Source organism: Oleidesulfovibrio alaskensis DSM 16109 (assembly GCF_000482745.1).
GTDB classification, from domain to species: domain Bacteria; phylum Desulfobacterota; class Desulfovibrionia; order Desulfovibrionales; family Desulfovibrionaceae; genus Oleidesulfovibrio; species Oleidesulfovibrio alaskensis.
Genome location: NZ_AXWQ01000015.1, coordinates 1 through 26377, shown reverse-complemented (window position 1 = coordinate 26377; position 26377 = coordinate 1). Strand labels below are relative to the sequence as shown.

Genomic DNA, 26377 nt, shown 5'->3' with positions numbered 1-26377 from the left:
GCGCAGCAATGCGGGCTAGAAATCAAAAAGAAAAGGGTTTCATGGAGTTTTGAGACTTCATGAAACCCAGCGAAATAGGGGTCTGGTGGAGGGAACGACGACCTACCGCAAAACAGTCTCAAAGCCCGCGCTCCTCGTAACTCCTTGATAATAAACGCTGAAGTCATCTTGCACAACCATTTCCCGACAACCCGACCAGAGAAGCGATTTTCTCCCCTGATTTCCCGGCACCGGACGAGGGTGACGGGTTTGCAGTAAAACCAGATACCTGGCGCTTCTCAGCAACAACTTCGAATCCGGATTTCGGACGCCGGTTCGGTTCCCATAACGGGAATCGAATTGGGCATCTCGGGCAAACAATCCTGCCTCAGGTGGCGTCATGGCTCACACCTTTTTCGCCACGTAAACGCCGTAGCTGTAGTAGTCCCGGAATTTTTCATAAAGGGCAATCTCGTGCCGTTCCGCATCGACGATAGCCTTGGCCTGGTCGCTGTGGCCATGCCGCTCCAGAAACGCATCAAAACGGCTCTGCATGGGGCGATAGTAATTTTCAAGCCAGCAATGCACCGGTAGGACAAAGTAGCCTTCCGGGCTATAGCCATGCCGTTCAAGGAGCCCGATCTTTGCTGATGCGACATCGATCTCGGGGTACTCGGTCTCCCAATGGGACTGGAGCTCCGGCGGTCGTGTGGCACTGAGCCAGGTGATCTCAGAAACGATGAGCTTTCCACCGGTCTTCAGGAATCGCCTCCAGGCTGACACCCCGGCTTCGAAGCCCATGTTGTAGACGGCCCCTTCGGACCAGATCACGTCGAATTCTCCCTCCGTAAAAGGCAGGGCATCCATGGAGCAGTTCAGCGTGGTGATCCTGTCCGCCACGCCGTGGTCGATAGCTCTGGTGTGAAGCTCGTCGAGAAATTCCGGGAGGAAGTCCACAGCGGTGATATGGGCATCCAGCTCCTTGGCCAGGAGGATGGTGGATGCGCCAGTACCGCAGCCTACATCCGCGATCTTCAACGGACGCGACCGGGCGAGACCAGCCAACTCCATCGCCCGTTTTGTTTCAGCGTCCCCGCCAGGCCCTTGCCTGACATTTGATCTATGCAGATCAAGCAAAAGCTGCATTTGCAAATCATCCATATTTCGTCCTCATTCAATACGCCGGATCAGCCCTTCGGCGGATATGGGTCGTTCCCGTGGCTGTCCTTGTTTTGGATCTTCCCGTCCTTGCCGTGGATGTAGAACTCGGTGCCTTGGTTCTGGCTGATCTTGCGCCCGGCATCGACGGCATCCTGCTTCTTGTCGAAATGGCCGCTGCTACGGGTCGCGCCGTCTTTCTTGACGTCCCAGCCGCCGTCAGCGTTGGGCACGACATGATGTGATCCTGGTTTCTTTGGCATGGTTGCCTCCTATTTCATGGTTTCCATTTATATGAGTTGATCGAACCGTTTTCGGCTACGCTTGGATCAACATCCGCTCCTCAGCATGGTCCACGCGCCACTCCTTGCCTCGGTCATCGGTCATGATTGCGGTGAAAACTGACCTGCCAATCGAGGCAGAACGGCCGTCCTCCGAATAGTCATCGATCCCGAAGTGGACAGAGAGAACGGCCGAGACTACAGCTCCAGGTGGTGCCAATTGCTCGGAGTTTCTGAAGAGCGTTCTCTGACACATCCCGGCAAGAATCCGGTTCCTTTCAATGTCGAATTCCGAGGGCTCTATTCGCAGATCCAGGAGGTCAATTGTCACCGTTGGCAACCGGTGCTGATACGCCAGCCAAGCATAATGCTGGGCCGAACAGGAAAACATGTGAGCGATGCCGCTGGCAAAGCTCTTGATGTGTTTCCGACCCAATTTATTCGGCCCCAAAGGCGTATCTGCCGTTTCCACTGATCAATCCCCGCGCTTCGATTTGTTAACCTCGCCAATCATAATATGGTGTAATTTTTCAAGGTTCTTCTGGGTCAGGTCTTTTAGAGACCCGACCGGTTTCTTCAATTCAAGTCGTGTTTGCGCAATCGCATAGAGCTCTTCTTTTGACATCCCAAGCTCATTAGCTCGGGCATAGATCGGCTTATAGAAACTTTGCTTCCACCGCTCCGGAGCCTTACGCCTGATCTTCGGACGAGCCATGGCAATTTGAGCGTGCAACCACTGGATGGCTCTATCGGAATCGTCAGATGATATTTCCTTGTAGGTGGTAACATCGAATTCCTTTTTTAGCGAGCTCCAGATCCGTTTTGCAGCACGCTGGGAATCTTTCTCGGCCGCCGTGTAAATATCGATATATTCATTGACCAATTCCAGGATTTTTCTCGCTGTGGTATTGCTAATGTGCTTACCGCCCGGATCAGTCTGTACGACAGTCTTTTTGACCACTCTCTCGGTAACAATATTCAGGTCTCGACCGGCTACCATATTTCCTTTGCCATTCACCGCCTGAATAACGTGGACGGAATTCTCATGACGCGGAAGCGGTGTATTCAGCTCGCGGACCATGCTGTACCAGTTGTCCCGATGTTTCCTGAGTTCTCCCTCCGAAAATTTGCGTCCTCGCGGATGGTTATTGTTGTAGTGTTCGACTTCCGCATGGCAATCAAAACAGAGGGGAATGCAGTTTTCAAAGCTGTCGTCACCGCCAAGGTGCTTTGGTTTGAGGTGGTGCGTCTCAATTCGGACCCCACAGAATTTGTGGCAAATGCAGCATGATCGCCCGCAGGCGACTAATGCATCTTCGACGATTTCCTTTGAAAAACTCATGCGCTCCCTCGTATCAATTGCTAATGCCCTGAGCGGACTTTGCCGGAGGCAGGATCAGGGTGTTTTCCTCGGCCGATTCATCCTTCAAAACAGTTTCCGGGGGTTGAAGCGAAATCAGCCAGTCGGCTAAATCCGCTGACTCATGGTTACCGTTCTGGCTAAGGCTGAACAGCAGGTCCTCCTGGCGGGGTTGACCAAAAACCACCCGATAAAGGGCCAAGCCTTGCTTCAGTCGTTTGAGCTTCCCAACCTCCTTGCTGTACGGGAGTAGAGGGACGCGGCGCTCCACCCGGGCGGAACCATCCTCGAAGATCCAATATGGGATGAGATCGGAGTGCCCATTGGACTTTCGCTGGGCCGCAATATGGAAAAGGGTCTGCCACGGATCACCTTCCTCAAAAGCCTCGGAGACGCTCCCGCACTGGCAGCTCTTCATCGACCGTTTGATACGAAACGAAAAATGTGAGGTCACTGTGACCGGTTCCTTGCTGCCATCCCCGGAGGAGGAAACCGCCAGCCCATTGACCGGCCGGATCGTCTCCTGGGAGATTTTCCCGCTTTCGTTCCGAGAGTTCCTTGACGGCAAAGGCATCGAGAGCGACGGCCCCCTATCCACCAAGCAGCGGCTGACCCTCCAGAAGGCGTTCGAGGAATATTGGCAGGTCGGCGGCTTCCCCGGCGTGATCCGACTCGACCAGCAGCAAAGCATAGAGGCTCATCAGGCCAACTGGAACACCATCCTCGCCAGCATCATCGGCCACCACAACATCTCCCACCCTCGGGCGGTGATCGATCTGGCCCACTGGCTGGTGGACAATACCGGCTCCTTTTACGCCGTCAGCCACCTGACCGATTACCTGAAATCCCTCGGCCACCGGGTGCGCAAAAGCTCGGTGGTCGATTGGCTCGTCGCGTTCGAGGATGCCGGGCTGCTGTTCAGCGTGAATATCCTTTCCAGCTCGCCGACCCGAATCAGCGTCAATCCCCGCAAGGCCTACTGCATCGAACATGCGCTGGTAACCTCGATCAGCTCCGACATCCTCACCAACCGCGACAGCCTGCTGGAGAATCTGGTCTTCACCGCGCTGCGCCGGATGACGCCGGAAATCTTCTACCACAAGACAAAGATGGGCCGGGAGGTGGACCTTGTCGCGCTGCTGCCAACAAGCCCGGGACAAGAACGAGCCGTCATGCTGGTCCAGGTTTGCGCCTCGCTGGCCGATCCCCGCGTCAAGCAGAGCGAGGTCCGCTCCCTCTCCGAAGCCATGGTCGAGCTGGCGGTGGCGAAGGGGACCATCGTCACCTGGCGCACCAATGAAACCATCCATGTGGGCTTCGGCACCATCCGGGTGGTGCCGATCTGGCAGTTTCTGCTGGAGATGGAGCCGCGAACCTAAAATAGCGGCTCGCCTTATTTTAGGTTCGTGCCGCTTCGTAAAATAATCGCCCCTTTCAGTCAGACCAAAGGCAGCAATAGAGACAAGAAACGACGCCGTTGAACTGTCAAGGATTCTTTGACAGTTCAGTTGCGATTCATAGCTCTCGGAGAACATCTCGCAGAAAGTCGAATCCAATCCTTTCCTGCTCCAGACGAACACGTTCCCCCCAATGGTTTTGGCGCAATTTATCGTAAAGTGCGCTTTCCTCGGAGTTCAACCGCGTAAGAGTCCCTGTTTCAGGCTGCATTTCAACTCCCCATAGTGCCCTGTGGGCAAGGAGTGTCCGTTGATCCATCAGAAAAGAAACGACATGAGGCAAGAACCCGCGCAATTGATTGAGAATAGCAAAGCCGTGAGTATCGATGTCCCCCCAATAGTAGATTTCTTTTTCGTGCAGCCAGGTTGCGGCCGCGAGATTGTCAAATCCGTATCCCGCTCCGAATACCACCACCGCATCAGAAACATCCGGAAAAGCCAAAAAGTTGATCTCATTTTCAGTGATGAACACTTTCGATACCGGCAAATCAAGTGAGGCGAAGGCTGACTGTGTCAGGATGATATCCTGATCGGCTTCCACTGGTAGCAGACGGACATTCGAGTCCAGCATCCGAAATCGCACCCGTGACGGTTTGTCAAGAAAACCATATCGACGACAGAACCCGCCGATGCCCGTGTGAGTTCCATCAATAGAATCCTCCGGCAGCACGAGATCGAGCAGTTCCGCCAGCACGCCACGATGTCCTTCGATCAATTTGGTATGGACACCCGGTAGGTCGATCTGACGCAGATAAATCGCAGGGCGGGGATGTTTCAGCAACCAGCCGACAATCTCCAGCAGTCGTGGCCAGTCTTCGGCCAACTCCAAGGCACGCATCGACCGTTTTGTCAGCCAGGGAAGTAATTCAGGCTGTTTGTCTCTGGTCAGTTCAACCAGCGCCGCGAACTGATCCGCTGCCCGGCGCTTGCCAATCAATCCAAGAGCATCCGAAAGCTGGTCGATCCAGATTGCCGCCGGGATTTCATTGTTTCCAAGAACACGGTGGTTGACACTGCGCCATTCAATTCGATAGGGACCTGCGGCAGCGGACAATTGGCCGATCCAATCCCGTACCTCGGGGAACCGTTCGCTCAATTCCCGAGAGTCAGGGCCTTTGAGGGTCAGACGCCGAGGGAAGAGCGACTCTCCGCCAGTCATTGAGGCGAGCAGCAAACCGCGATCCCAAAGCTTTTGCACCTGATTTTTGAGATCAGCCGGGGTCGTCCACGTCATCCTTGCATCCTTTGTTTCTCGGCTCGATATTCCTCGATGCTCAGGTTGCGCAGGACCGAGTTGCGGCCATCCTCATTGTGCACAAACCCGACACCAGCGACAAAAGGCTCGATGATATGGATTTTCTGCAACGGCGTGACGATCAGCAGTTGAAGATTGAGCTGCGCGAACAACTGCAAGCCATACTGGGCCGATTCATCGGAACCGCGCCCAAACGCCTCATCGATGACCACAAAACGGAAGGAACGGGAGCGCACCGCACCCCATTCCAGGCCAAATTGATACGCCAGGCTGGCGGCAAGGACGGTGTAGGCGAGCTTTTCCTTCTGGCCGCCTGACTTTCCGCCGGAATCCGCATAGTGTTCATGCTCGGTGTTGTCTTCACGCCAGCGCTCGCTGGCGGCGAATACGAACCAGTTGCGCACATCGGTCACCTTGGCCGTCCAGCGTCGATCCATATCCGAGTGTTCATCCCGGCCTCGGAACCGCTCGATGATTCGCTTCACCTGGAGGAATTTTGCCTCCGAATACTGTGCATCTTCCGAGCCGGTGAGCGCACCTTCGGTACAGGTACGCAATTCGGTCTGGAAATCACGGATGTCGGCGTCGAGATTCATCTGTGCTTCGAGACTGATATAACGTCCCGGGTTGTAATCAATCTGGGTGAGCGATTCGTTGATCTGGGCGATGCGCTCCTTGATGGTTTCCCGTTCGCGTGCCAGCTGGGATTGAAAATTCGCCACCTCCCGGATGGTGTTCTCGTTCAGGAGATCCTTGAAACGTCCTTCAAACCGGGGCAAGTCATCGGCCTGCAGTTGATCCAGCATTGCCCTGTATTCAGGGGCGGCAGCCAGGTTGGAATCCACGTCTTTGGTCTCAAGTTCCCACTTCCCTTTGTATTCGGTCATGGCCTTGACGATCTTTTCAGACAGGCGCTTGATCTTCGAATCTTCGGCGTCGATCCTGGCCTGCAGCCAGTCACGCATATCGCGCTCGCGATTGTCGCAAGATTCGACTGTCAGCATCTGACCGCCAAGCGCCTCCTCACGCATCGCTTCCAGGAGGTCAAATCTCTGAACAATATCTTCTGTTATTTCCGCTAAAAGAGCTTGCGCTTGTTGCTGCAGCTCTTGCGCGGCGCTGATTTTTTGCTCGGTTTTCGAGCGCTTATCCTTCCGTTCATCAAGCTGAATCTCCGTTTCTTTCAACTCCCCTTCGAGCGCGGTCAATTGTGACGTCAGAGTCTTGAGCAGATCGGAGGCCGCTTCTAATTCACGTTTCTCGGCTTCCAACCTGGCGATGACAACCGCCACGGGTTTCCAGTCGAGATCACGAAAGTCGGAGTATTCCCCCAGCTTCGAGAGGACCGAGAGACGTTCTTTGAGGGCGGACTGTTCCTTCTGCAGCGTGCTGATGCGACCGGCAAGGTCGGCAAGGTGCGTTTCCTGCCGCTTGGCGTCTTTTTCCAACGCCGCGATTTTTTCGACGTTGCTCCAACCAAGGACATAACGCCGTCGATCATCTATCCGATGCCGGTCATCCTTTTCATGCCGCTCCCCGGGAGCTTTGATCTGTCCGGCCTTGGTAATGGCACGGGTCTCGCGGCGGAACTGATCCTGGTTCTCACAGCAGGCCAGATCAAAACGGTGGGCCACCTCCCTTTCGATCCAGTCATAAAAGGGCGAATCGGGCTTGACTTGCAGCTTACGCACCAGGGAGTCGGGATTAAGCGAAGGCAATTCGCCGCGTACGCCTTCCCGCACCCGGAAATAAACCAGCCGACCCCGCAGGTGAGTTTGGTCAACCCACTGCGCCACCTTGGCGTAATACCGATCCGGAACCAGCAGAGACAAGCCGAAGCCGTGAAGCAGCCTTTCGATGGCACCTTCCCAGTCACGCTCGTCCTCGCGCACCTGCAGCAATTCACCGGCAAAAGGCATCTCCTCTTCAGCCAGATTCAGCGCCTGACAGAGGGTACGTCGCATGGCAATTTGTTTTTCGTCGATATTGCTGACTCGGGCTTTCAATCCCGTGATTTCAGTTTTCAACTGATCATATTCAGCCCGTCCCTGGGCGAAGAAGACGCCTGCCTCATTGAGATCGTTCTGTGTACGGACTTCGGCTTCTTCTGTCGTTTCGAGCCACTTGGCGGTTTCAGACCGTTGACGCAGAAATTCTTCTCCGGTCGCGGCGGGGGATTGCCCTAAGGCGCGTACTAGCTCCTCATAGCGGGATGCTTTCAGTTTCCTACGTTCCAGTTCATCCTGTTTTTGGAGGATTTCCTGACCGATGCTTTCAATACGGTCACCACCATTTTCCGCGATGGTGCGACGCAGTTCACGCTCCTGCCCCTGCTGGGTACGACGCTGCTCCTCCAGCCGCTCGATGGCGACTTGGTGTCGGGTCAACTCTTCATTCAGCGAGGCCAGTCGTTTCTCCAGGAGATCGAGTTTCAGGATGGCGAACCATGGCCGCAGGGCATCGCGGCAAGCTCGCAGATTATCCGCCGTCTGCGCCAACTCCCGATGCCGCTCGCAATCGGCCACCAGAGGCGTAAGCATCTCTACCTGGCGTTTGGCCTTGAGAACCGCCTCGTGAGCACGGTTGAGATCCTCGAAATGGCCGATCAGGGCGGAGATACGCGGTGCGACATCAAAGGGCTCAAGCATGTGGCTGCGCACGAAGTCGGTCAGGTTCCCGACCGACTTGAGCGACACGGTCTGATGGAATAGATCCAAAGCCTGTTCGTTATCAATGCCGAAACGACGGCGGAACCAGGAACCGTAGGACGTAAAGCTGTCGAACAACTCGACGCCGCTTGACCGCAGCTGTTTGCGAAGGCTGACCATCTCGCTGCCGAATCCGGAAAAATCTGCCGCAATGGACAGATCGCGTTCACAGGCCGCATACAGACGAGCCGGTTGCGTATTGGCCTCTTTCATCCAGAAGACCTGCGCCAGGGTGACGGTCTTGTTGTAGCCTGCGTTGTGAAAAACGCCGAGGATCACCGAATAACTGTTGAAGTCGCGCAGTGCGACCGGCTTGGCGCTGCCCAGGGTTTCCTGCCGCTCCGACTTGTAAAACCCGAGCACATAGGACTTGAGCGAACGTTCGCGGCTGTCGGCCCCGGCCGCCTTGTTGTAGGCAACGCGATGACTCGGCACCAGCAGGGTGGTGACGGCGTCGACCAGGGTCGATTTTCCGGAACCGATATCCCCGGTGAGAAGACCGTTTTTTCCGCCCAGTCGCAGAGTCCAGACCCTCCCGTCAAAGGTTCCCCAGTTAAAAACCTCGAGTCGTTGCAGGCGAAAACCTGCCAGCCGGTCATCTGCCATGAATTCCAATTCAAGCGCTTCAGCCATCCATCCCCTCCAGCGGTTGCGCAAGCTGCTGTCGATATTCCGCCAATCGTTCGTCAAAATCGGCGAGCCACTGCGCATCGACAAACGCCTTGATAATGCGCCGCACCTCAATCATCTGCCCCTGCCCGCGCAAGCGGCGGATAAAGCCGAGCTCGGCAATCTTGTTTAAGGTGGCATCGACCTGATCGATGAGTTTCACCTCGTTGCTGCCCGCAGGTAGAAAAATCCGGATCAATTCCACCACTTCATCCCGGGAAAGGATCAGACGCGTATCGCCGCCACCAGCGTCGAACTCGGCCAGTTTTTTCCGCAAGAGAGCGAGTAACAAACTGACCGGATAGGAGAGCTGCCGCCGGGCAACCAGGCGCGGCATGACCGCCTGACCGTCCTCATCCTCATCCTGCCGGGAACGCAAAAAAGCGTAGCCTTCCGCCTCGTCGAGCATCAGGTCCAGACCAAGAACCGCGACGTAATCCCGAACGCTCGCTTGCAGATGCAGCAGCGAGCCCCACAATCCGGGGTTGTCCTCCTGATAGAGCACGCCCTTGAGCAGAGGCACCACCACCGACGAGAGTTCGTGGGGCGGCCGGGCAGAATGGCTGGGGTTGGTATCGGCGACATTCATCATCAGTTCCTCAGCAAAATAATGCGCGGCAAGGTCGCCTGGCGCATGATGCCAGTCTCCAGCTGCCAGCTCACCTGTTCCTGCACCTCATCGTCCACGGCCGTTTTGGGCCATTCTCCGGCCAGCTGCAGATAGGCAACAAGTTCGGCCAAACCGTGACGCAACGGATGGCGAGTCACCACCTCGGCAAGGGTGATCTGGCTGCGCCCCTGGAGTTCCTGCCGAATATTCCGGGTCAACTCGGCCCGGTCAACCACCACCTGTGCGTAGAGGGCCGCCGTATCCACATCCGCATCCCCTTCGTCCAACGCCATCTCGGCAATGAGGGGCTTGAGCGGCGGCCGATAGAGAGGTCGCTCCAGGGGGAGTTCAACCGTTGCGGAGGTCTCGGCCAAAGGCATGAAATCCCCCGATGGAAACTCCTCGCGCAACGCCAGCGCATGGTTTTCGACGCTGTGCAGGATGTCCATGATGCGGCGATTCTCCAGCCAGGCCTGATCATCGAGAAACCGCCGCAGCTGCTCGGAAAGCTTCGCCACCGTCCGCTGGGTGTGTTCACCTGCCTCCAGCCAGTCGTAATGTACGCGTTGCAGACGAGTTTCATGACGCATGGCGAGGATCGGCGGAAGGGACAAAACCTGTTCCAACAGCCGGGTCAATTCTTCCTGACGGGACTGGGACATCAGGAAATCCCAGAAGGCGCGAAAGCTCTTCCCTTGATCGGAATCGGCGATGGCATCGCGCTCGCCCATGATCTCTTCGAGCAGCGCCCCTTTTGCTCCCTCCCAAAGGGCAATGCGTTCGCGCACCCGGCGGTCAAGCGTACGAAAATTGTGCTCCACCTCGCGAAAGTCGGTCAGCAGCTCCCGAGCCAGCTGCAAAAACTGTTGAAAGCGATCCTTCTGACCGGTGTCGTCCAGAAGCGGAATATCACCCGCCAGAATGCGGGCGATCTCCGCGTCGATATCGCTGCGGCGCTTTTGCAGTTCTGCGATTCGCACTTGCGGATCGGTCTGGCTCCCTTCGCTCATCTGTCGTAGTAGCTCAAACAGGGTCAGCAGACGGGATTCCGTGCCGACAAAGGCGCGTTCGGTTAGCCCCTCCAGCCAGGCCAGGGCCTTCTCCGTCGCCGGAGTCAGATCAAAGTGCGGTTCGTCCGTCCCGGAAGGATAGAATTTGCGCAGCCACCCCTTGTCGTTTTCGGCCCAGTCGTTGAGATAGTCTTGCGCGGTTCTGGGAAAGGCCTCGACCCCCAGCTGCTCACGCAGGGCGAAAAGCTCATCTTCCAACGCCTCGACCAGATCAGCCTGAGACAGATTGCGAACATTGGGCACGATGAACACCCGGTGCAGAAAACCGGCCACCAGCGGCGCGTGATCTGCGCACAGCAAACGCCACGCAGGGTGGTTCTGGCGGAGCAGCTCTAAAGTGGCGTAGTCCAGTGCCATATCTTCTCCCCGGTTTTATCCATCGCCATGCTGCGCCAGCCACTGGCGGCCCTTGTCGGTCAAGCGGTATTTCTGCAAGCGGCTGTTGGGCTTGTCGGGAATGGTCATCTCAATCAGGCCCTCAGCCAGGGCCGGTTTGAGGTAGCGCTCGCGGAAGGATTTGCGGTCCGAAAGCCCCATGGCGGATTGCAGTGCCTCGCGGCCTATCTCGCCCCGGATCGCCGCCAGCAGATCGCCGACTTGGGGGGTAACTTGAGGGCTGACTTGGGGGGCGGAGGAGGTCACCGTATCCAGGATCATCCGCAGTATGAAGGCAATGAACGGGGCGGAGTCGGTCCTTTGGGTGCTTTCCTGCAGGGCCTGGTAATACTCGGCCTGGTGCTCAAAGGTCAGGCTTTCCACCGGGATATCGGCGAACAGGGGATTCCAGCGAACCAAGATCAGGCTCTGCCACAGCCGCCCCATGCGGCCGTTGCCGTCGGCGAAGGGGTGGATGAATTCGAACTCGTAGTGAAAAACCGAACTGGCGATGAGCGGATGGGCGTCGGTGGCGGCCAGCCAAGTGAACAGGTCACTCATCAGATGCGGCACCCGGTCGGCGGGCGGGGCCATGTGGATCACTTGGCTTCCCGCCATGACTCCCACACCTCCATGCCGATACAGTCCCGCCTCGTCGATCAGGCCGGACATCAGCATCCGATGCGCCTCCAGCAAATCTTTTTCCAATGAGGGTTTCCAGCTGTTGAAACGGTCATAGGCGGCCAGGGCGTTTTTCACCTCCTGCACCTCGCGGGGCGGGGCGATGACCCGCTTGCCCTCCAGAATCGCGATGATCTGCGCTTCGCTCAGGGTATTGCCCTCGATGGCCAGCGAGCCGTGAATGGTGCGAATACGGTTGATGTGCCGCAGCCGCAAAGCTCTCGCCTGATCAGTGAGCACGGTCAACCGACCGATGGCCTCGCTGATGGCGGCGACCCGGTTCAGTATCTCAGGAGTGATGGTGTAGGGCGGCTGGTAGGTGGATTTCGTCATGCCGCTCCTCCCCCGAGTAGTGCGCCAGCGCTTTGCAAGATCGATTCAAGTTCCGGCGTCAAGCGGTTGGGAATCTCCGCCGCCTGGGTGATGGGTACATATTTGAAGGTGTTCAGGTCGAACGGCACCTGGTCACCGGCACCGCTCGGCTCGAACAAGAAGATAAGTCGATTGCTCTCGTGGTGTTTCAGGGCGTAGCCCGCCTCAACGTAGACATTCGGACGATGGCCGGTCAAATCGCAGATTATGATGTCCGAGGAGGCGATGGCCTCGTACATCCGGCTATGAATCGGGAAGGTGCCGCCTTCTTCCGTGCCCATGTCGATCAGCTCCAGCCCGACGCCGTGTTGCTGTTGGAGGTTGGTCAGAGTTTGCCGAAGCTGTTGCAGACGCAAGTTGGCTCTGTTGTGTGCGTCATTCGGGGCATCCTGTGGCGGGTACCAACGGGCAAGGAAAACCCGTGGGTATACGGGACTGAGCCGCCTTGAAGGTCTTGAGCAGTTGCTCCGCCGGAGAGAGCGGATCGAGCAGGTTGGTGATGCCCTGGCCGCCGAGCCAATGACCAATGCGGTCGAGATAGTCCACCGTCCAGCGGACTTTTTGCTCGTGGTCGTTCCCCACCGCCTCTCGCCAGACCCGCGCCGCCAGCTCGAAGAAACCGTAGGTTCTGCATAGCGATGGATGATTGACGGTCAGCCGGGTGGCGATGTCCGCCAGCGCAGCAAACAGATCGTCGGCAAAGGTGGTCAATGTTTGCCGATCCTGAGCGATGGTTTCGTCCATGGCGATCAGGTTGCGGGCCGACTCCCACAGCGCCGTCAACGGTCGTTCGCCGAAGCGTTGCCGGGCCGGTTGCGGCAGTCCTTGTAGCCGGTCGGCCAAAAGCCTTGTGAGGTGCAGCGCCGGGTTGTAGGCGAATTCGGTATCCGGAGTCATGGCGTGCGCCGGATCCTGCCCCAGCAGCAATCGCAGGCCGTGTTCCGACTCCAGCGGCAGAGCGGTGCTGTTGATGGTGTGGAAGATCAACGATTCGGCGAAGTCGTCGGCGTCGTTATCCGTCGGGCCGAGCAGCACCATGCAGAAAGGGGCGAGATACTTGGTCGGGGTGTTGGGGTCTTCGGTGAGCTGTTCGGCCAGATGCAGGCGGTGATTGCCGTCGATGCGGCGGATGATTTTATCCCGCTGGAGCTGCTCCAGATCGCCGCGCCGCACACGCAGCCGTTGCATGCGCATGGTCGGGCTTGAATAGCGGCGGGAGATATCCACCAGACCACCGTTGTCGCTTTTCACTCCAAAAACCGTCTCGCCCAACCCCAGCTCATCCGGGTCGATCTCGCCTCGGTTGACCACCAGACGGACCGGCGCACGAACGGAAAGGATCACCTCCGGGAGAAAGCGGTTCTCACTCTGCTCCAGGTAGTTTTTGATCTCCTCGGCGTGTTTGGCCGATTCCACCCGCTGATGGCCGACCACCCGAAACCCCTGCTCGCCATCCTCCATCTTGTAAGGCACGGAGACGGCCGCCAGGTCGCGCAGATCGGCAAAGCCCCGGATGATGCGGAAGATGCCCAGCACGCTTTCCGAAAATAGCCCCTCGAACTCGATATATTGGCGACCTCTGGACATATCAGTGCGCCTCCACAGGGCAGATGCCGAGGATCATTTTTTCGATTTCCCTTTCAGCGCTTAGAATCCGAGCGTTTCGATTTTGTCTCAATGAATCTATCTCGACGTGGTAGCTACGTACCGTCGAGATGATTTCCTTTTGTTTACCCACAGGTGGAAAGGGTATAGGGAAAGATTCAAGCTCTTCCTTGTTGATACTCTGAACGGTCGTACTCCATTTAACCAAGCGCAACAATTCGTCTTGTTTGGCTTCAAAATATGCGAGTAGGTACTCCGCTAAAATATTTTCCGTATTAGGAGTGAAGGCCCTTATATCCTGATTTATTGAAACACTAATATCTGTCATGGCGACAGGAACAGTGTGTTGGAGAATCCCACTTCGTACGACAAAAAGAATACTGCCGGGTGGGACTACCGGGGCTTGGCGTTCTTTAACTGCATTGTCTGAGATGTGATCTATAGAATCGGTAATTAGCCTAGTTTTCATGTCTTTTGGGGAAACCCAAGGCAGTGTGCCGTCTGCCCAATACTCGGAACGCTTCTTAGATGGAGTGGATCCGCTCACTCCTGTACAAATACTGTTCAAAGGGATTGCCGGATAAACTCCTGTAACTACAGATGATAATCCAGCAAGAACACGCTTATTATATTCATAGCTCCATCGCTCAGAATCTTTCCACGGGAGGCAAAACATTTTTTCAACAGGTTTGCCCTCGATTTTTTTAATTCCAAGAAGGGCAAGGGTAGTCGATTGGCTCTCCTTTATAAGGCCCTGCTCTTTCATAAGAAGCTGACTTTGCTCCAGTTGCGCCGCCTCCCAATGAGCCACAATCTTCTGCTGAATTGGCAGCGGCGGGATGGGGACTTTTACACCCTCTAGCTGCGATGGTTGAATGCGCTTCCGTCCTGATGCGCCACTGATCATCGAGTTGAGCAGCTTCTTAAATGCTGCTGTGCGAAACAACAGCTTCACATATTCAGGATGTGCCTTTTCAATATTTACTGAATAGATGGGAAATTCCGAAGTTGCGCACATGGCATCGATGTCATCAGGGGCAAGACCAATTGCTCCGTTTCGCACATCAATCTTGGAGAAGATGACATCCCCGGGGAAGACTCGGAATAACTTCCCTTTAACATCCTTGATTTGAACCGGCTCTCTCGGCTCAATGGAACCGTCAAAACGAATCGTCAATAGTGTTGCGAAGGACTCTGGCGTTAGTGTTTCAAGTGCAGCTTCCGTTCGTCGGTGGAGGATGCTGGACAAAGGCTTTATTACCTCATCCGGCCAGTTCCAGTTAACAGCGAATTGGGCGGCAACGCTCCACGTCTGTAGCTCCCGGTAGCTGACGCCAAAGACTCGCGGTCTGGCTTGAGCCACTTCAGTCATCACTCAGCCACTCCCGCCACGGCAAAGGCGCTCGGATCGGCGAGGAACTCCCGGTACCACTCCAGGCAGGTCTTGTCGCAATCGGCGGGCTGGTTGGGGTTGGGGTAGAGCTCGTTCTGATCTTCCTCACCCGTGGCGGAGATGCCGACCTTTTCCGCCTCGTACATGAAGATGGGGTAGTCGAAACGCTCCTTGAGCCGTTGCCGCGCCTCGCTGATCTGCCGGACTTTCATCGCCTTCAGGTAGTCCTTGAGTTCCTTTTGCAGGGCCTTGCGTTTTTCTGCGTCCTTGGCCTGCTTGGCCGCCTCGATTGCGCTTTCCAGCCGTTCCCTTTCCGCTTTGATCTCGTCCGCATACTTGGCCTCAATCTCCGCCTTGGCGGTGGCATAGGTCTCGTCAAACCGCAGTTGCTCTTCCTCGGTGAACTTCTGCAAAAAGAGCAACGAGCATTTCACGCTGGCCCCGGAGCTGACGAAGGTCTCCTGCGGCAAGCTGACCACGGCGCGGAGGAAGGCGCGGTTTTCGGTGAACTCGCGCACGTAGGCGAGTGATGGATTGTTGAAGATGCCTTCCGGCAGCACGATGCCGAGACGACCGCCCGGCTTGAGCAGGTCGAGGCAGCGCTCGATAAAGAGCACTTCGGTCTTGATCTTGGCCTTGTCGCTTTTGGGCAAGTCGAACAGGCTGGCGATGGGCTTGTTGAGCGCCGCCTTCACTCGGTTCTGGGCTTCGCGATAGAGGTCGCCGTATTCCTTCAGATAGCGCTCTTCGGCGGCCGGATTGACCTTGATATCCACCTCCAGCACTTTGTCGGTGGGCTCGACATTGGCTCCGAAGGGCGGATTGGTGAGAATGATGTCGAAACGCCCCTCGAAGATACCGTTGACGTTCAGAAAGCCGTCGTGGTGGTGGACGCCGCCGTGACCGTCGCCGTGCATGATCATGTTCATCTTGCTGGTACGGGCCATGCGGTCGTTGGCGTCGGTGCCGTAGATGCAGCGATTGGAGAGCTGCCACAGGCGGGAGCCCTCGCGCTTCTGGTCTATAAGCGTCTGCACTTCGGTGAATTTGTCCTGGAGCTTCTTGGCCCGCTGCTCCTCGGTAAGCGATTTGTCCTTTTCGACCTTGGCCTTAAAGGCGTTATACTCGTGGTCGGCGTCAGCGAGGATCTTTTCGCGCACGATCTCGAATACGCGGATCAGAAAGCCGCCTGAGCCGCTGGCCGGGTCACAGACAATCTCACCTTCCTGGGGATCGACCATGTGCACCATGAATTCGACGATGGTGCGCGGGGTGAAAAACTGGCCGATCTCTCCCCGGAAGGTGCGGCCGAGGAAGCGCTCGAAGGCGACGCCCTTCACATCCTCGCTGGTATCGGAGAGGTTGTATTTCTCCAGCTCCTTGACGATGGCCTCGCCGGTGGCGGGCTTGAGGTTGATGCGCTCGTCGTCCTCGAAAATCTTGTCGGCGGCGTAGGCTCGCTTGGTCTCCTGAAACAGGTTGTCCAGCGGGTTTTCAGCGATCTGGCCTTTCAACACATCGACGGTAAAGAGGTTGGTCTTATTGCGCCGGGTGAGCAGGGAGCGTTCCACATAGACCTTAATGAACAGCACCTTGGCGATTTCATCGAAGGCGGCTGCCGGGTCTTTCTTCTCTCGGTTGCGGATGATGTTGTGGCACTTGTGCAGCAGGTCGGCGAACTCTTTTTCCTTGAAGGCGCGGAGCTTGGAGAGCAGTTCCTCGATGTCCTTGTCCGAGGCATCGCCATGGGGAATGTTCTCGATTTCCTCCGTGTAGCCGGGCACCTTGTCTTTCTTGACCCGCCAGTATTTGGTTTCCCGCGAGTTGTGGGTGACGAAGAACGGTGCGCCGCAGATGCGAGCGTAGTTTTCACCCTGGCCGTAATCCTGCGGTTTGATGGTGATGTTATCGGATTTACATTCGACGATGATGAAAGGGGCGTTGTCGTCGGCCTTGTCTTGGGCGGTGCGCCAGAGGACAAAGTCGGCGCGGGCGGAAGCGGAACCCCGGCCAGTCAGGTCCATCTCCTCGGCGATCTGATCGAGGGAAAACCCGTACTCGTTGACCAGCACCAGCAAATATTCCTGGCGCACCGTCTCTTCGGGTGTTTCTACCAGCCATTTGCTGCGCACATGGCTCCAGATTTTGCCCTTCTTTTCGTCACGTTTGATTTCCAGTGCGCTCATGCCTTCGAACCCCCTTTGCCGGTCGCGTGCGCCTTCATCCACTGATCGATCTCCTCCCGGTCGAAACGCCACTGGTTGCCGATCTTGGAGGCGGGAACCTCGCCGCGCTGGGCCATGCCGTAGAGCTTGGTCCGGCTCATCTTGATGTAGCCCGCCAGTTCATCAATGGTCAGCCATTTGTCGATTTTATCCATAACCTCACCGTTCGGAAGAGATTCGTAGTGAAAAATTGATAAAGAAAGATAACCCTGGACACCCATAAAGACAAGAAGAAAACAGGAAATATGGCCAATTGCAGGACTTTTCCGACACATCCCGCCTCCGCCCGGTAAGTAAGTCCCCAGAGAAGGCCATCACCAAAAAATTCAACCGACGCCCGACACTTTCTCCGTCTCTCCGGTAAGTAAGGGCATAAACCACAACGAGGAGCACCGACCATGGACATCAACGACCTGTTTGACGGAATCATGAAGAGTATCAACCAGTTTGCCGACGAGATCGCCGAACAGCGGTTGCAGGAAAAAATGCAGGACACCGGACGAGGTCCGGAGATTGGGGGTAAGAATGCGGAGAATTTCGAGGCGAAAGAGAAGCGGGATATGACAAGTTTCCCGAAAAGGGAGTGATCAGGGCGGCAGTACCGACACCCTGAAAGCGACGTAAGTCGCTGACAATACGCAGAAAAACAAAACCCGCCCCATAACCGGACGCGGTTAGTGGACGGGTCTGTCTTTTTGAAATGGTGGAGGCGGCGGGAATCGAACCCGCGTCCGAGAACAGTCCACTCGAAGCTTCTACAGGTTTAGATCAGGTATTCAAGCTCGCCATCCGATGATGCCCCTGATCGGGCTACCGGCGGCAAGTCTGTCTTAAAAAATCTTACACCCGCTGCGACAGACGGCTTTGGGTGCCAGTCGGATAAGTTTGTCACTGGTCGGCGTATCTGACGTCAGCCAATCAGTGCGGCAAGCCTAATTAGGCTGCCATTGCGTAATCGTAATCGTTGTTGGCAATTACATTTGTGCCGCTTTTAACGAGGCCAGCGGCGCCTCGACCTGCCACTCCGGCTTCTTTATCCCCGTCGAAACCAGTGCGCCCCCTTCATAAACAAAATATTACCGGCCACAGAAGGGATTCTGTCCGGCTGCACACACCATGTAGCCATTAACAGAGCGGCTGGCAAGGGGGAAAACGTTAACCGGCAAAATAGAAGTGAGACATGGATCCCCTGAGGCTCACCCGGAAGTCTCTTCCGCCCAGAGATGACTGAGCAAGATACCTCTCGTGTCTGCCGCTGGCGTTGACAGCAGCCTGTATGCTGTTCAAATCCCGCACCAGTTCGGCCTGCGCCTTGATTTCAGTAAAAGACTCTTTAAGTTCCGGAACGGCGGCAACAGCCATGTCCAGCTTGTGCTTGTCCGGATGGCCGCCCAGCACGGCAAGCTCTCCGTCCTGCAGCTGCAAAGTTACCTTTTCATCAACGCTCAGACCTGCGCTGGTCAAAGCACTGCGCAACCCATCAATAAAGGCATCCTGCAGCTGAGATATGTTGTTTTCCAGCACCGGAGCAAGACTCCCCCCCTGTTCTGCTATGGCCTCCAGTTGCCGGCGCACTGCGGGGTCCACAGCCGAAAGACTGATTCTGTCCGTCAGACGGGCCAGACTTTCGGCCGGACGGGCAGGAGGCGCATTATCGTCTGCACCGGCAGAATGCGCCCTTTCGCTGTGCGAAATGTGCATCATTCTGGCTAACGGGTTAAAAGCGCCATCTATAGGCACGGAAGCTACCTCCTGACCGACACTGCATGTATTTCCCCCTCAGGGCATTCCGCAGGGAAGTAGCAAAATGGATGCCAGAACAGGCATTCAGCAGGGAAGCAAAAAGGGAAGAACCACGCTGAAGGTGCTGCCCACACCTTCTTTGCTGACAAAGCTGATTTCCCCGCCATCACGCTCTGCCAGCTGTCTGGCCACAGCCAGCCCCAGACCGGCCCCGCCCAAACGCTTTGTAAGAAAATGCTCCGCGATGGAAAAAGGAGCAAAGATATCCCCCCCCTTGGCTTCCGGAATACCACTGCCTGTATCACGCACATCAAAACGCAACCAGACAGCTCTCCGGTTGTCGGCTGTGCAGATATTTTCGCACGTCCAGAGAGCAACATGCAGATCCACAGTCCCGACAGAGGTGTAGTTGCATGCGTTATCAAGCAGATTGTGCAGAATCTGGATCAAAGCCCCGCGGTCTCCGGCAAGCGTGCGGGGAACACCATCCTGCACTGTGTGCGTGAACAGAATATTTTTTTTATCCGCCACAGCACCAAAGTGCCTTATCAGCGGAGCCAGAGCTTCCTTCAGAACAAAATTATCTTGGGAAGGACGAAGCATTCCTGCTTCAAGGCTCGAGTGTTCAAGGATGTCGGAAACCAGCGACCCCAGCCTGCCCGCCGACTGCTTCAGGCTGGCAAGAAGGTACCGCTGTTCACCGCTCATGGAAGTGGAGGAGAGCAGTTGTGCCATCCCCAGCACTCCGTTAAGCGGAGTGCGCAGTTCATGGCTGACGTTAGCCAGAAAAACGGTTTTGGCTCTGTTGGCTTCTTCAGCTTTTTCTTTTGCACGTTCCAGAGCTCTTGTCCGCTCTCTGACTGTCTTTTCAAGAATGCGCTGAGTGCGGTATATCACCAGATGCGCTCTTACCCGTGCACGGATGACAAGCTGAGAAAAAGGCTTCTGGACGTAATCCACAGCCCCCAGGCTGAACCCTTTTTCCTCATTGCCCTCATCATCCAGTGATGTCACGAATATAACCGGAATGGCCGCAGTAGCCGGTATTTTTTTTAACGTCCGGCAAACCTGATACCCGTCCATACCAGGCATCACCACATCCAGCAGGATAAGATCCGGCGGAGAGTCTCCCGTTGCGATTTCCAGTGCATCGTGCCCGTTGGTAGCCGTAAGCACAATGTATTCGTCGCGCAGGATACCATCAAGAACGGCAAGATTGGCCGGCATATCATCCACACAAAGCACGGAAAAGCGTTCTGCGGTATGTATCATATGGCACCGCCCTGAACGGTCATCTCCTCAATGCCTCACGCTCTTCTTCCAGATCTGCGTCTGCGATGGCTATGGCGCGGATTTCTTCCTGATGTCGTTCAAACAGTTCACACAACACAGGATCAAAATGATTGCCGCTGCCCTCCAGCACTATCTGCACGGCAGTGGAATGGGGAAGGGGATCTTTATACACTCTTTTGCTGATAAGTGCGTCATACACATCGGCAACAGCCATAATCCTGCCCGAAACGGGAATAGCATCGCCGGCAAGTCCTTCAGGGTAGCCACGGCCGTCCCACCGCTCGTGATGCGAATAAGCTATTTCTTTGGCAACGCTCAGAAAAGACTTGTACTGCAGCAACGACTCCGCTCGCTCCAGAGAGTCCCTGCCATACACCGTATGCAGCTTCATGATGGCAAATTCTTCTTCTGTAAGCTTGCCCGGCTTCAGCAGAATATTGTCGGGTACGCCAACCTTGCCCACGTCATGCAGGGGGGCAGACTTGTGCAGCATACTTACAGAAATCTGACGCCAATATTCCTTATAGGCACCTTTGGCCTTGGCGGCGGAAGCAAGCAGGCGGACATAGTTCTGCGTCCGCTTAAAATGCCCACCAAGTTCGTTGTCACGCATTTCGGCAAGGCAGGCCAATGAAAAAATAGTCACATCCTGAGTCAGCTGCAGCTCACGGGTTCTGTCCCGCACCAGATCTTCCAGCTGATCCTGATGCGTCTTCAGTTGCAGATGATTCCGTACCCGCGCAAGCACTATGGAAGGGCGTACCGGCTTGACTATGTAATCCACAGCCCCCAGAGCAAGACCGGCAGCCTCATCCTCTTCTTCTCCCTGTGTAGTTACAAAAAGAACAGGAATATCGCGCGTCTCGTCATTTTCCTTTAATCTGCGGCACACTTCGTACCCGTCCATTTCAGGCATCAGCACATCCAGCAGAATAATGTCGGGCTTCATCGGCCCCGAGGCCAGTTCAAGAGCCTCGTATCCGTTTACAGCAGCAAACACCTGATGCTCCTGTTCCAGAATCTGCTTAAGGATAAGAATATTCACATGGTTGTCATCAACTATGAGAATCCGGTTGGTTCTTTTCATCATTGCACCATCCCGTTCTCTTCGGTTTGCAGATGTATACGGTCAAGAAGCTTCAGCGCAGCCTTAAAGTCGAACTTATTCAGCGCGCGGACAAGATCATCGTATATATCCGGCTGACTGCCCTGCAGAACGCTTTTCAAGCCTTCAACAGATTCAAGTGCACGCGTATCATGCACTTTAAGAAGTGCACGCAGCTTTTCAACCTGTTCCGCAAGCCCCTCTGAAGATACATGACCGGATTCAGGGGCATATTCCGCTTCAAGTGTTTCCAGATAATGCTCTATCTCGCGGAGCGTCATAAGCATGCTGCTGCCCAGTTCCGTCACCAGAGGCGCGCACTCAAGCAGCTGTTCCTTAAGGCAGTCACTGATTTCAATTGAGATATTGTACAGGCGCTTGGCGCCGATATTACCGGCAACACCGCGCAGGGCATGATTAACCCGTCTTGCCTCATCTGGCATATCCTGCCCGATATACTGCCTTATGGTTTGCGGATATGTTGCAAACTCATCCGCAAACTCTCGCAACAGCCCGTTGTACAGCTTTCTGTTCCCTTTGATCCGTTTCAGCCCCGATTCAAAATCGAGCAGGGGAGCATCTGCATATCTTGAAGAATACGGCTGATCCGCATCATCACCAGCGTCATCAGGCTGCGGCAGTTCCATCTCGGCAGAAGACGCAATGCCGTCCGCCCCTTCTGGGGCATGGTTCCGTTTTATCCAGTTTGCCAGCGCAGCATACAGCTCATCAGGGTCTATCGGCTTGGTTATATGATCATTCATACCTGCACGCAGGCTGGTCTCTCTGTCGCCGGCCAGAGCATGCGCCGTCATGGCTACGACCGGTGGCTGCTTTTTGTGCTGCAACTGCCTGATACGCCGGCAGGCTTCAAGCCCGTCCATTCTGGGCATCTGGATATCCATAAAAATCAGATCAAAGTCATAGTTTTCCACAAGAGCCAAAGCCTCAAGCCCATCACCCGCCAGTGTGACGCGCACACCGACACCTTCCAGCAGTTCCTTGGCGATCTGTCTGTTGATTTTATTGTCCTCAACAACCAGCACGCTGGTATCTGCCAGCTCCTGCCGTAACTGAGCCGTATCTATCTGGATAATGCGGCTTTCCTGCTCGGGGCGGCTGCTGTATTCCGGAAGGGCATCAAGGATGGTATTCAACAGCAGAGATCTGGCAACAGGCTTGAGCAACACCCCGTCAATAATCTCTGACGGAATTTCACCCAGAACCTCTTCACGTCCGTAAGCGGTAATAATAAGAATGGTGGGGCGCACCGGCAGATCAAGCTGCCTGATATGCCGTGCACACGCCAGACCGTCCAGACCGGGCATCCGCCAGTCAAGCAGCACTACCTTGAAGGGTTCGGCTGTTTTCTGAACAAGATCGACCGCCTCTTCACCTGATTCTGCAAGAGTCACATCAAAGCGGAGGGACTCCAGAACCTCTTTAAGAATGGCGCGCGATGTAAAGTTGTCGTCGGCCACAAGCACCCGAGTGCCTTCAAGACCGGTAAATGAAAGGTGCTCTGCGGCGGAATCTGTTCTGTGCCGCTCAAACTCCAGCTCAAAAGAAAAAATGCTGCCGCGGCCGGGTTCACTTTCAACATGCATCTCGCCGCCCATCAGCTGGACAAGCTTGTTACTGATACTCAGCCCGAGCCCCGTTCCGCCGTACTTTCGGGTAATCGAGCCATCGGCCTGAGAAAACGGGTTGAACAGCTTTGCCAGATCAGAGCTGCTGATGCCTATGCCGCTGTCTTTGACGGCAAAACGGATGCGGGACTTTTCACCAGAGCCTTTAACAAGCTTGACAGAAACAATGACCTCTCCACTGGATGTAAATTTGATGGCATTGCTTACCAGATTAGTCAGTACCTGCCCCAGCCTCAGCGGGTCTCCCACAAGATCAAGGGGGACGTCTTTGCCCATATCAAGCAGAAACTCCAGACCTTTATCTGATGCCGCAATGGAATTGACACTGGCCACATTTGTCAAAGTGGTTTCCAGGTTAAACCGCACGCGCTCCATATCCAGTTTGCCGGCCTCGATTTTTGAAAAATCAAGAACATCATTAATGACCCCGAGCAACGAATTGGCGGAAGACTGTATTTTTGTAAGATAATCAAATTGCTTAGGCGTAAGTGCTGTTTTCAGCGCCAGATGGCACATGCCGATGACGGCATTCATGGGGGTGCGGATTTCATGACTCATACGGGCCAGAAACTCTCCTTTGGCCCGGCTGGCATTTTCAGCCTCTTTACGCGCCGTTTCCAGCTGGGAAAGAACAATCTTCTTTTCCGTAACGTCCCGAGCAATGCCCCTGAAGCCCAGCAGTTCTCCGGAGTCACCTTCCATGGGCACCATGTTCGATTCCAGCACCACCCGCAGGCCGGCCTTATGCTGAAAAGCGTTTTCGTGGTGTTCAACGGCGGCGGCGTTTTCCACTGCTTTCATAAAATGCCCCCATGCGGTGCGGGCATCATTGTAGGACATAAGGTCAAAAATACGCTTCCCGTATGCCTCTTCCACACTGTATCCCAGTATTTCCCGTATGCGCGGGCTTGAATAGGTAATCCACCCGCTCAGATCCATCTCCCATATCCAGTCGTGCGAAGTTTCGACAATCCCTCTGAAACGTTCTTCGCTTTTCCGCAAAGCAAGCACCGCCTCTTTGCGCTCCTGCAGAAAACCAGCCCGCATGAATGTCCCGACCATGCTCAGCAGACATACAAGAAAAAATGCCATGGAGTAGGGCAGTCCTTCCGCCCACAAAAACTCCGTCATGGACGGAAAAGGCATGTAGGAAACAATGAACCAGTCGCGCAGATACTTATCCGGCACATGTATCTGCTTGTAGGAATAGATGGTGTGGCCAGCCGGAGAGGCCGCGACGGCTGCATACGTAAACACCCCGTCAGAGGTGGCGATCTGCCCGGAGCCCGTCTGCAGCATCTGCTGCCAGACCCCCGGATGCCGCTGGGCAAAATTAATACCCAGCGTATCACCGAACATGAACCCCCAGTGCTGCGAAGGGGTATCCGACTGCAACCAGTATCCCTCATGATCCAGCAGCATCAGCACACCCTGATCGGAGCTGCGCAGCATCCAGGCGCCGTTCAGCATATTATCCGCAAGGTAATTAAAAACCATGATACCCAGAAGTTTGCCGCTTCTGTCCAGCAGCTTTGTCCCGATACGGATGATAGGCTTGTAGGGGACTTCAACCACACCGTTTTCAATATTAAGGTCCAGACGTGATATGTAGATATTGTCAGGAGCCAGCTCCATAATATCTTTATAATAATAGCGCCTTGATTTATCAGCCAGATTCTCTTCGGGGACCAGAACAGGCCCGCTGTCACTCCGGTTGATGCGCAGCAGTTCCATGCCTGCGGGATCAAGCATACGAATCTGGTCAAACTGATTGTTATCCAGTGCAAAGGAGTACATGTCAGAGACCAGACGTGCAAAATTTTCAGAGGAGGGAACCGCGGCGTATTCCTTCAAAGACCCTCTGTTAAGCGCATTCAGTATACTCTGAAAAACGATATTCAGTTCCATGGAAATACCGTCATATGCGCTGCTCACGCTGGCGGATTCCTGCCTTTTTTCCAGATCGATCCGGTGCTGCATATCCGCATAGAGAAAAAGCGCGATGGCCAGAGCAGACAGAAACACCGCAGGAATGAACAGCGTGAGAAAGGCTGTGAACACGCCTGAGGAATTTCTGCTTTTCTTTAAAAAAAACGGCTTGAAATCAGGAGCAATCATGCCATCAATATAGATAGCTGACAGCAGGGCGGAAATGATATTCCGGCATAAAACAACTGAGGGTAAATAACGTAAGGACAAGACGGCGCGGAAGCGGACGGCAGCTGAGAACGGACAAAAAGAAAAAAGCCCCGTGAAAGGGGCTTTGATAAACATGGTAGCGAGGGAGGGAATTGAACCCCCGACACTGCGGATATGAGCCGCATGCTCTAACCAACTGAGCTACCTCGCCATGTGTGCAGGACTGTTCCTGCGGGAGTTGGTTTGTGGCCTTTTTTATGTCGAATGTCAATGCCTGTTGCAGACAAATTCGCCCTTTAAAGCCTGATCGCCGCTAACCCGCTGTATTACGGACTCTACCGGGTGATACGTGGTAGCGAGGGAGGGAATTGAACCCCCGACACTGCGGATATGAGCCGCATGCTCTAACCAACTGAGCTACCTCGCCACGTATGTATTGCTGCGACGGAGGCAGTGTTTATACAAGAACACCAAGCTTTGCAAGCAGTTTTTCGACGTCAGCTCCAAAAAAGAAGCACGACGGGGGCAAGCGCAAGCCGGTACCAGGCAAAAGGACGGAATGTGACCCGCCCCACAAGATGGATAAAGCCTTTGACCGCCGCCCATGCCGAAGCAAAAGACACCAGCATCCCCACAGCCCAGAAAGGAACGTCCGCAGGAGAGAAGAGAGAATAAGATTTGTACATATCGTACCCTGTGGCGGCAAACATGATGGGTACAGCGGCGACAAACGAATACTCCGCAGCAAGCCGGCGCCGGCTGCCCAGCAGCAGAGCCCCCATGATGGTTGCCGCCGACCGTGAGAACCCCGGCCACAAAGCAAGGCACTGGAACATGCCTATTCCCAGAGCCAGCGCGGGAGAAACATCATCCAGCGTTTCGTAACGGGTTCCTTCACCTTTGTGCTCAACAGCCAGAATGTACAGCGCCCCTGCAGCCAGCGCCCATGCCACAGTGACCGGCCCGAAAAGATGCTCCTTGATAAAGCTGTGTGTCAAAAGGCCCAGCACGCTGGCCGGGGCAGAGGTAAGAGCAAGCAGGTACCACCCCCGCAATCCGGAAAACCGCCCGTGACCGGTACCGAAGCGAAACAGGGCGGCAAAGCGTTCCTTATAAAGAAACACGACGGCCAGAATGGCTCCAAGCTGTATGGCGACCTGAAACGATTCCGCCTTGGGGCCGGTATATTCGAGCAGGTAGCCCGTAATGATCAGGTGCCCCGTTGAAGATACTGGCAAAAATTCTGTCAG

At 55.3% G+C, this 26377-nt stretch carries 22 protein-coding genes, 2 tRNA genes and 1 other RNA gene; 2 read left to right on the top strand and 23 right to left on the bottom strand.

Annotation, left to right across the window (positions count from 1 at the left end; translation table 11 throughout):
- Positions 1-384: 384 nt before the first annotated feature.
- The 5 genes from H586_RS0109980 to H586_RS20655 are packed head-to-tail and all read right to left on the bottom strand — an operon-like array spanning position 385 to position 3232.
- Positions 385-1140, bottom strand: a complete 756-nt coding sequence (locus H586_RS0109980; protein WP_027181957.1) for a class I SAM-dependent methyltransferase — start codon at positions 1138-1140, stop codon at positions 385-387.
- A 26-nt stretch (positions 1141-1166) separates the two neighbouring features.
- On the bottom strand, positions 1167-1400 hold the full coding sequence (locus tag H586_RS0109975) for a DUF2188 domain-containing protein (protein WP_011369119.1): 234 nt from the start codon (positions 1398-1400) through the stop codon (positions 1167-1169).
- 55 nt (positions 1401-1455) lie between these two features.
- Positions 1456-1890, bottom strand: coding sequence for a hypothetical protein (locus H586_RS0109970; RefSeq protein ID WP_027181956.1), 435 nt, complete (start codon positions 1888-1890; stop codon positions 1456-1458).
- 3 nt (positions 1891-1893) lie between these two features.
- Positions 1894-2760, bottom strand: coding sequence for an HNH endonuclease (locus tag H586_RS0109965; RefSeq protein ID WP_027181955.1), 867 nt, complete (start codon positions 2758-2760; stop codon positions 1894-1896).
- Positions 2761-2773: 13 nt separating this feature from the next.
- Positions 2774-3232 (bottom strand): hypothetical protein, encoded by a 459-nt coding sequence (locus tag H586_RS20655; protein ID WP_211232564.1) that lies wholly within the window; start codon positions 3230-3232, stop codon positions 2774-2776.
- Position 3233: 1 nt separating this feature from the next.
- Here H586_RS20655 and H586_RS18875 point away from each other — a divergent pair, with 1 nt between their 5' ends.
- Entirely contained in the window at positions 3234-4157 is a 924-nt protein-coding gene (locus H586_RS18875) for an ATP-binding protein (RefSeq protein ID WP_234702953.1), read from the top strand.
- Positions 4158-4293: 136 nt separating this feature from the next.
- Here H586_RS18875 and H586_RS0109950 read toward each other — a convergent pair whose 3' ends face one another.
- From H586_RS0109950 to H586_RS0109905, 10 genes are read right to left on the bottom strand one after another with little or no spacing between them, the layout of a single operon-like run.
- Complete coding sequence (locus H586_RS0109950; protein WP_027181953.1) at positions 4294-5469, bottom strand: DUF3322 domain-containing protein; 1176 nt, start codon at positions 5467-5469, stop codon at positions 4294-4296.
- Positions 5466-8831, bottom strand: coding sequence for an ATP-binding protein (locus tag H586_RS0109945; RefSeq protein WP_027181952.1), 3366 nt, complete (start codon positions 8829-8831; stop codon positions 5466-5468). Before H586_RS0109945 ends, H586_RS0109950 begins: the two co-directional genes overlap by 4 nt.
- On the bottom strand, positions 8824-9459 hold the full coding sequence (locus H586_RS0109940) for a DUF4194 domain-containing protein (protein WP_027181951.1): 636 nt from the start codon (positions 9457-9459) through the stop codon (positions 8824-8826). Before H586_RS0109940 ends, H586_RS0109945 begins: the two co-directional genes overlap by 8 nt.
- Positions 9459-10904, bottom strand: a complete 1446-nt coding sequence (locus H586_RS0109935; RefSeq protein WP_027181950.1) for a DUF3375 domain-containing protein — start codon at positions 10902-10904, stop codon at positions 9459-9461. The genes H586_RS0109940 and H586_RS0109935 overlap by 1 nt, the downstream gene beginning before the upstream one ends.
- A 15-nt stretch (positions 10905-10919) precedes the next feature.
- Positions 10920-11936, bottom strand: a complete 1017-nt coding sequence (locus H586_RS0109930; protein WP_027181949.1) for a Fic family protein — start codon at positions 11934-11936, stop codon at positions 10920-10922.
- Entirely contained in the window at positions 11933-12331 is a 399-nt protein-coding gene (locus H586_RS0109925; protein WP_027181948.1) for a hypothetical protein, read from the bottom strand. Before H586_RS0109925 ends, H586_RS0109930 begins: the two co-directional genes overlap by 4 nt.
- A gap of 19 nt (positions 12332-12350) precedes the next feature.
- Complete coding sequence (locus H586_RS0109920; protein ID WP_027181947.1) at positions 12351-13562, bottom strand: ParB N-terminal domain-containing protein; 1212 nt, start codon at positions 13560-13562, stop codon at positions 12351-12353.
- Position 13563: 1 nt separating this feature from the next.
- Positions 13564-14952 (bottom strand): restriction endonuclease subunit S, encoded by a 1389-nt coding sequence (locus H586_RS20110; RefSeq protein ID WP_027181946.1) that lies wholly within the window; start codon positions 14950-14952, stop codon positions 13564-13566.
- Positions 14952-17201 carry a type I restriction-modification system subunit M gene (locus H586_RS18865; protein ID WP_211232562.1) on the bottom strand — a complete coding sequence of 750 codons (2250 nt, stop codon included), beginning with the start codon at positions 17199-17201 and terminating at the stop codon, positions 14952-14954. The genes H586_RS20110 and H586_RS18865 overlap by 1 nt, the downstream gene beginning before the upstream one ends.
- Positions 17156-17353 carry a helix-turn-helix domain-containing protein gene (locus tag H586_RS0109905; protein ID WP_027181945.1) on the bottom strand — a complete coding sequence of 66 codons (198 nt, stop codon included), beginning with the start codon at positions 17351-17353 and terminating at the stop codon, positions 17156-17158. Before H586_RS0109905 ends, H586_RS18865 begins: the two co-directional genes overlap by 46 nt.
- Before the next feature lie 243 nt (positions 17354-17596).
- Between H586_RS0109905 and H586_RS0109900 the strand changes: the two genes are divergently transcribed.
- The gene (locus H586_RS0109900; protein ID WP_027181944.1) at positions 17597-17785 is read left to right on the top strand and encodes a hypothetical protein; all 189 of its coding nucleotides are present in this window, start codon (positions 17597-17599) and stop codon (positions 17783-17785) included.
- Between the two features lie 114 nt (positions 17786-17899).
- Here the strand turns inward: H586_RS0109900 and ssrA are convergent.
- The 8 genes from ssrA to H586_RS0109865 all read right to left on the bottom strand — a co-directional run.
- Positions 17900-18259: a transfer-messenger RNA gene (gene ssrA, locus H586_RS20430) on the bottom strand.
- 94 nt (positions 18260-18353) lie between these two features.
- The gene (locus H586_RS0109895; RefSeq protein WP_027181943.1) at positions 18354-18938 is read right to left on the bottom strand and encodes a hypothetical protein; all 585 of its coding nucleotides are present in this window, start codon (positions 18936-18938) and stop codon (positions 18354-18356) included.
- A gap of 87 nt (positions 18939-19025) precedes the next feature.
- The gene (locus H586_RS0109890) at positions 19026-20213 is read right to left on the bottom strand and encodes an ATP-binding response regulator (RefSeq protein WP_027181942.1); all 1188 of its coding nucleotides are present in this window, start codon (positions 20211-20213) and stop codon (positions 19026-19028) included.
- A gap of 19 nt (positions 20214-20232) precedes the next feature.
- Entirely contained in the window at positions 20233-21324 is a 1092-nt protein-coding gene (locus H586_RS0109885; protein ID WP_011367860.1) for a response regulator, read from the bottom strand.
- On the bottom strand, positions 21321-25049 hold the full coding sequence (locus H586_RS20105; protein WP_162147967.1) for a response regulator: 3729 nt from the start codon (positions 25047-25049) through the stop codon (positions 21321-21323). Before H586_RS20105 ends, H586_RS0109885 begins: the two co-directional genes overlap by 4 nt.
- Positions 25050-25261: 212 nt before the next feature.
- Positions 25262-25338, bottom strand: a tRNA-Met gene (locus H586_RS0109875).
- Positions 25339-25477: 139 nt separating this feature from the next.
- Positions 25478-25554 (bottom strand) — tRNA-Met (locus H586_RS0109870).
- Positions 25555-25624: 70 nt separating this feature from the next.
- A partial coding sequence (locus H586_RS0109865) for an undecaprenyl-diphosphate phosphatase (RefSeq protein ID WP_027181941.1) occupies positions 25625-26377 on the bottom strand: 753 nt, incomplete at its 5' end.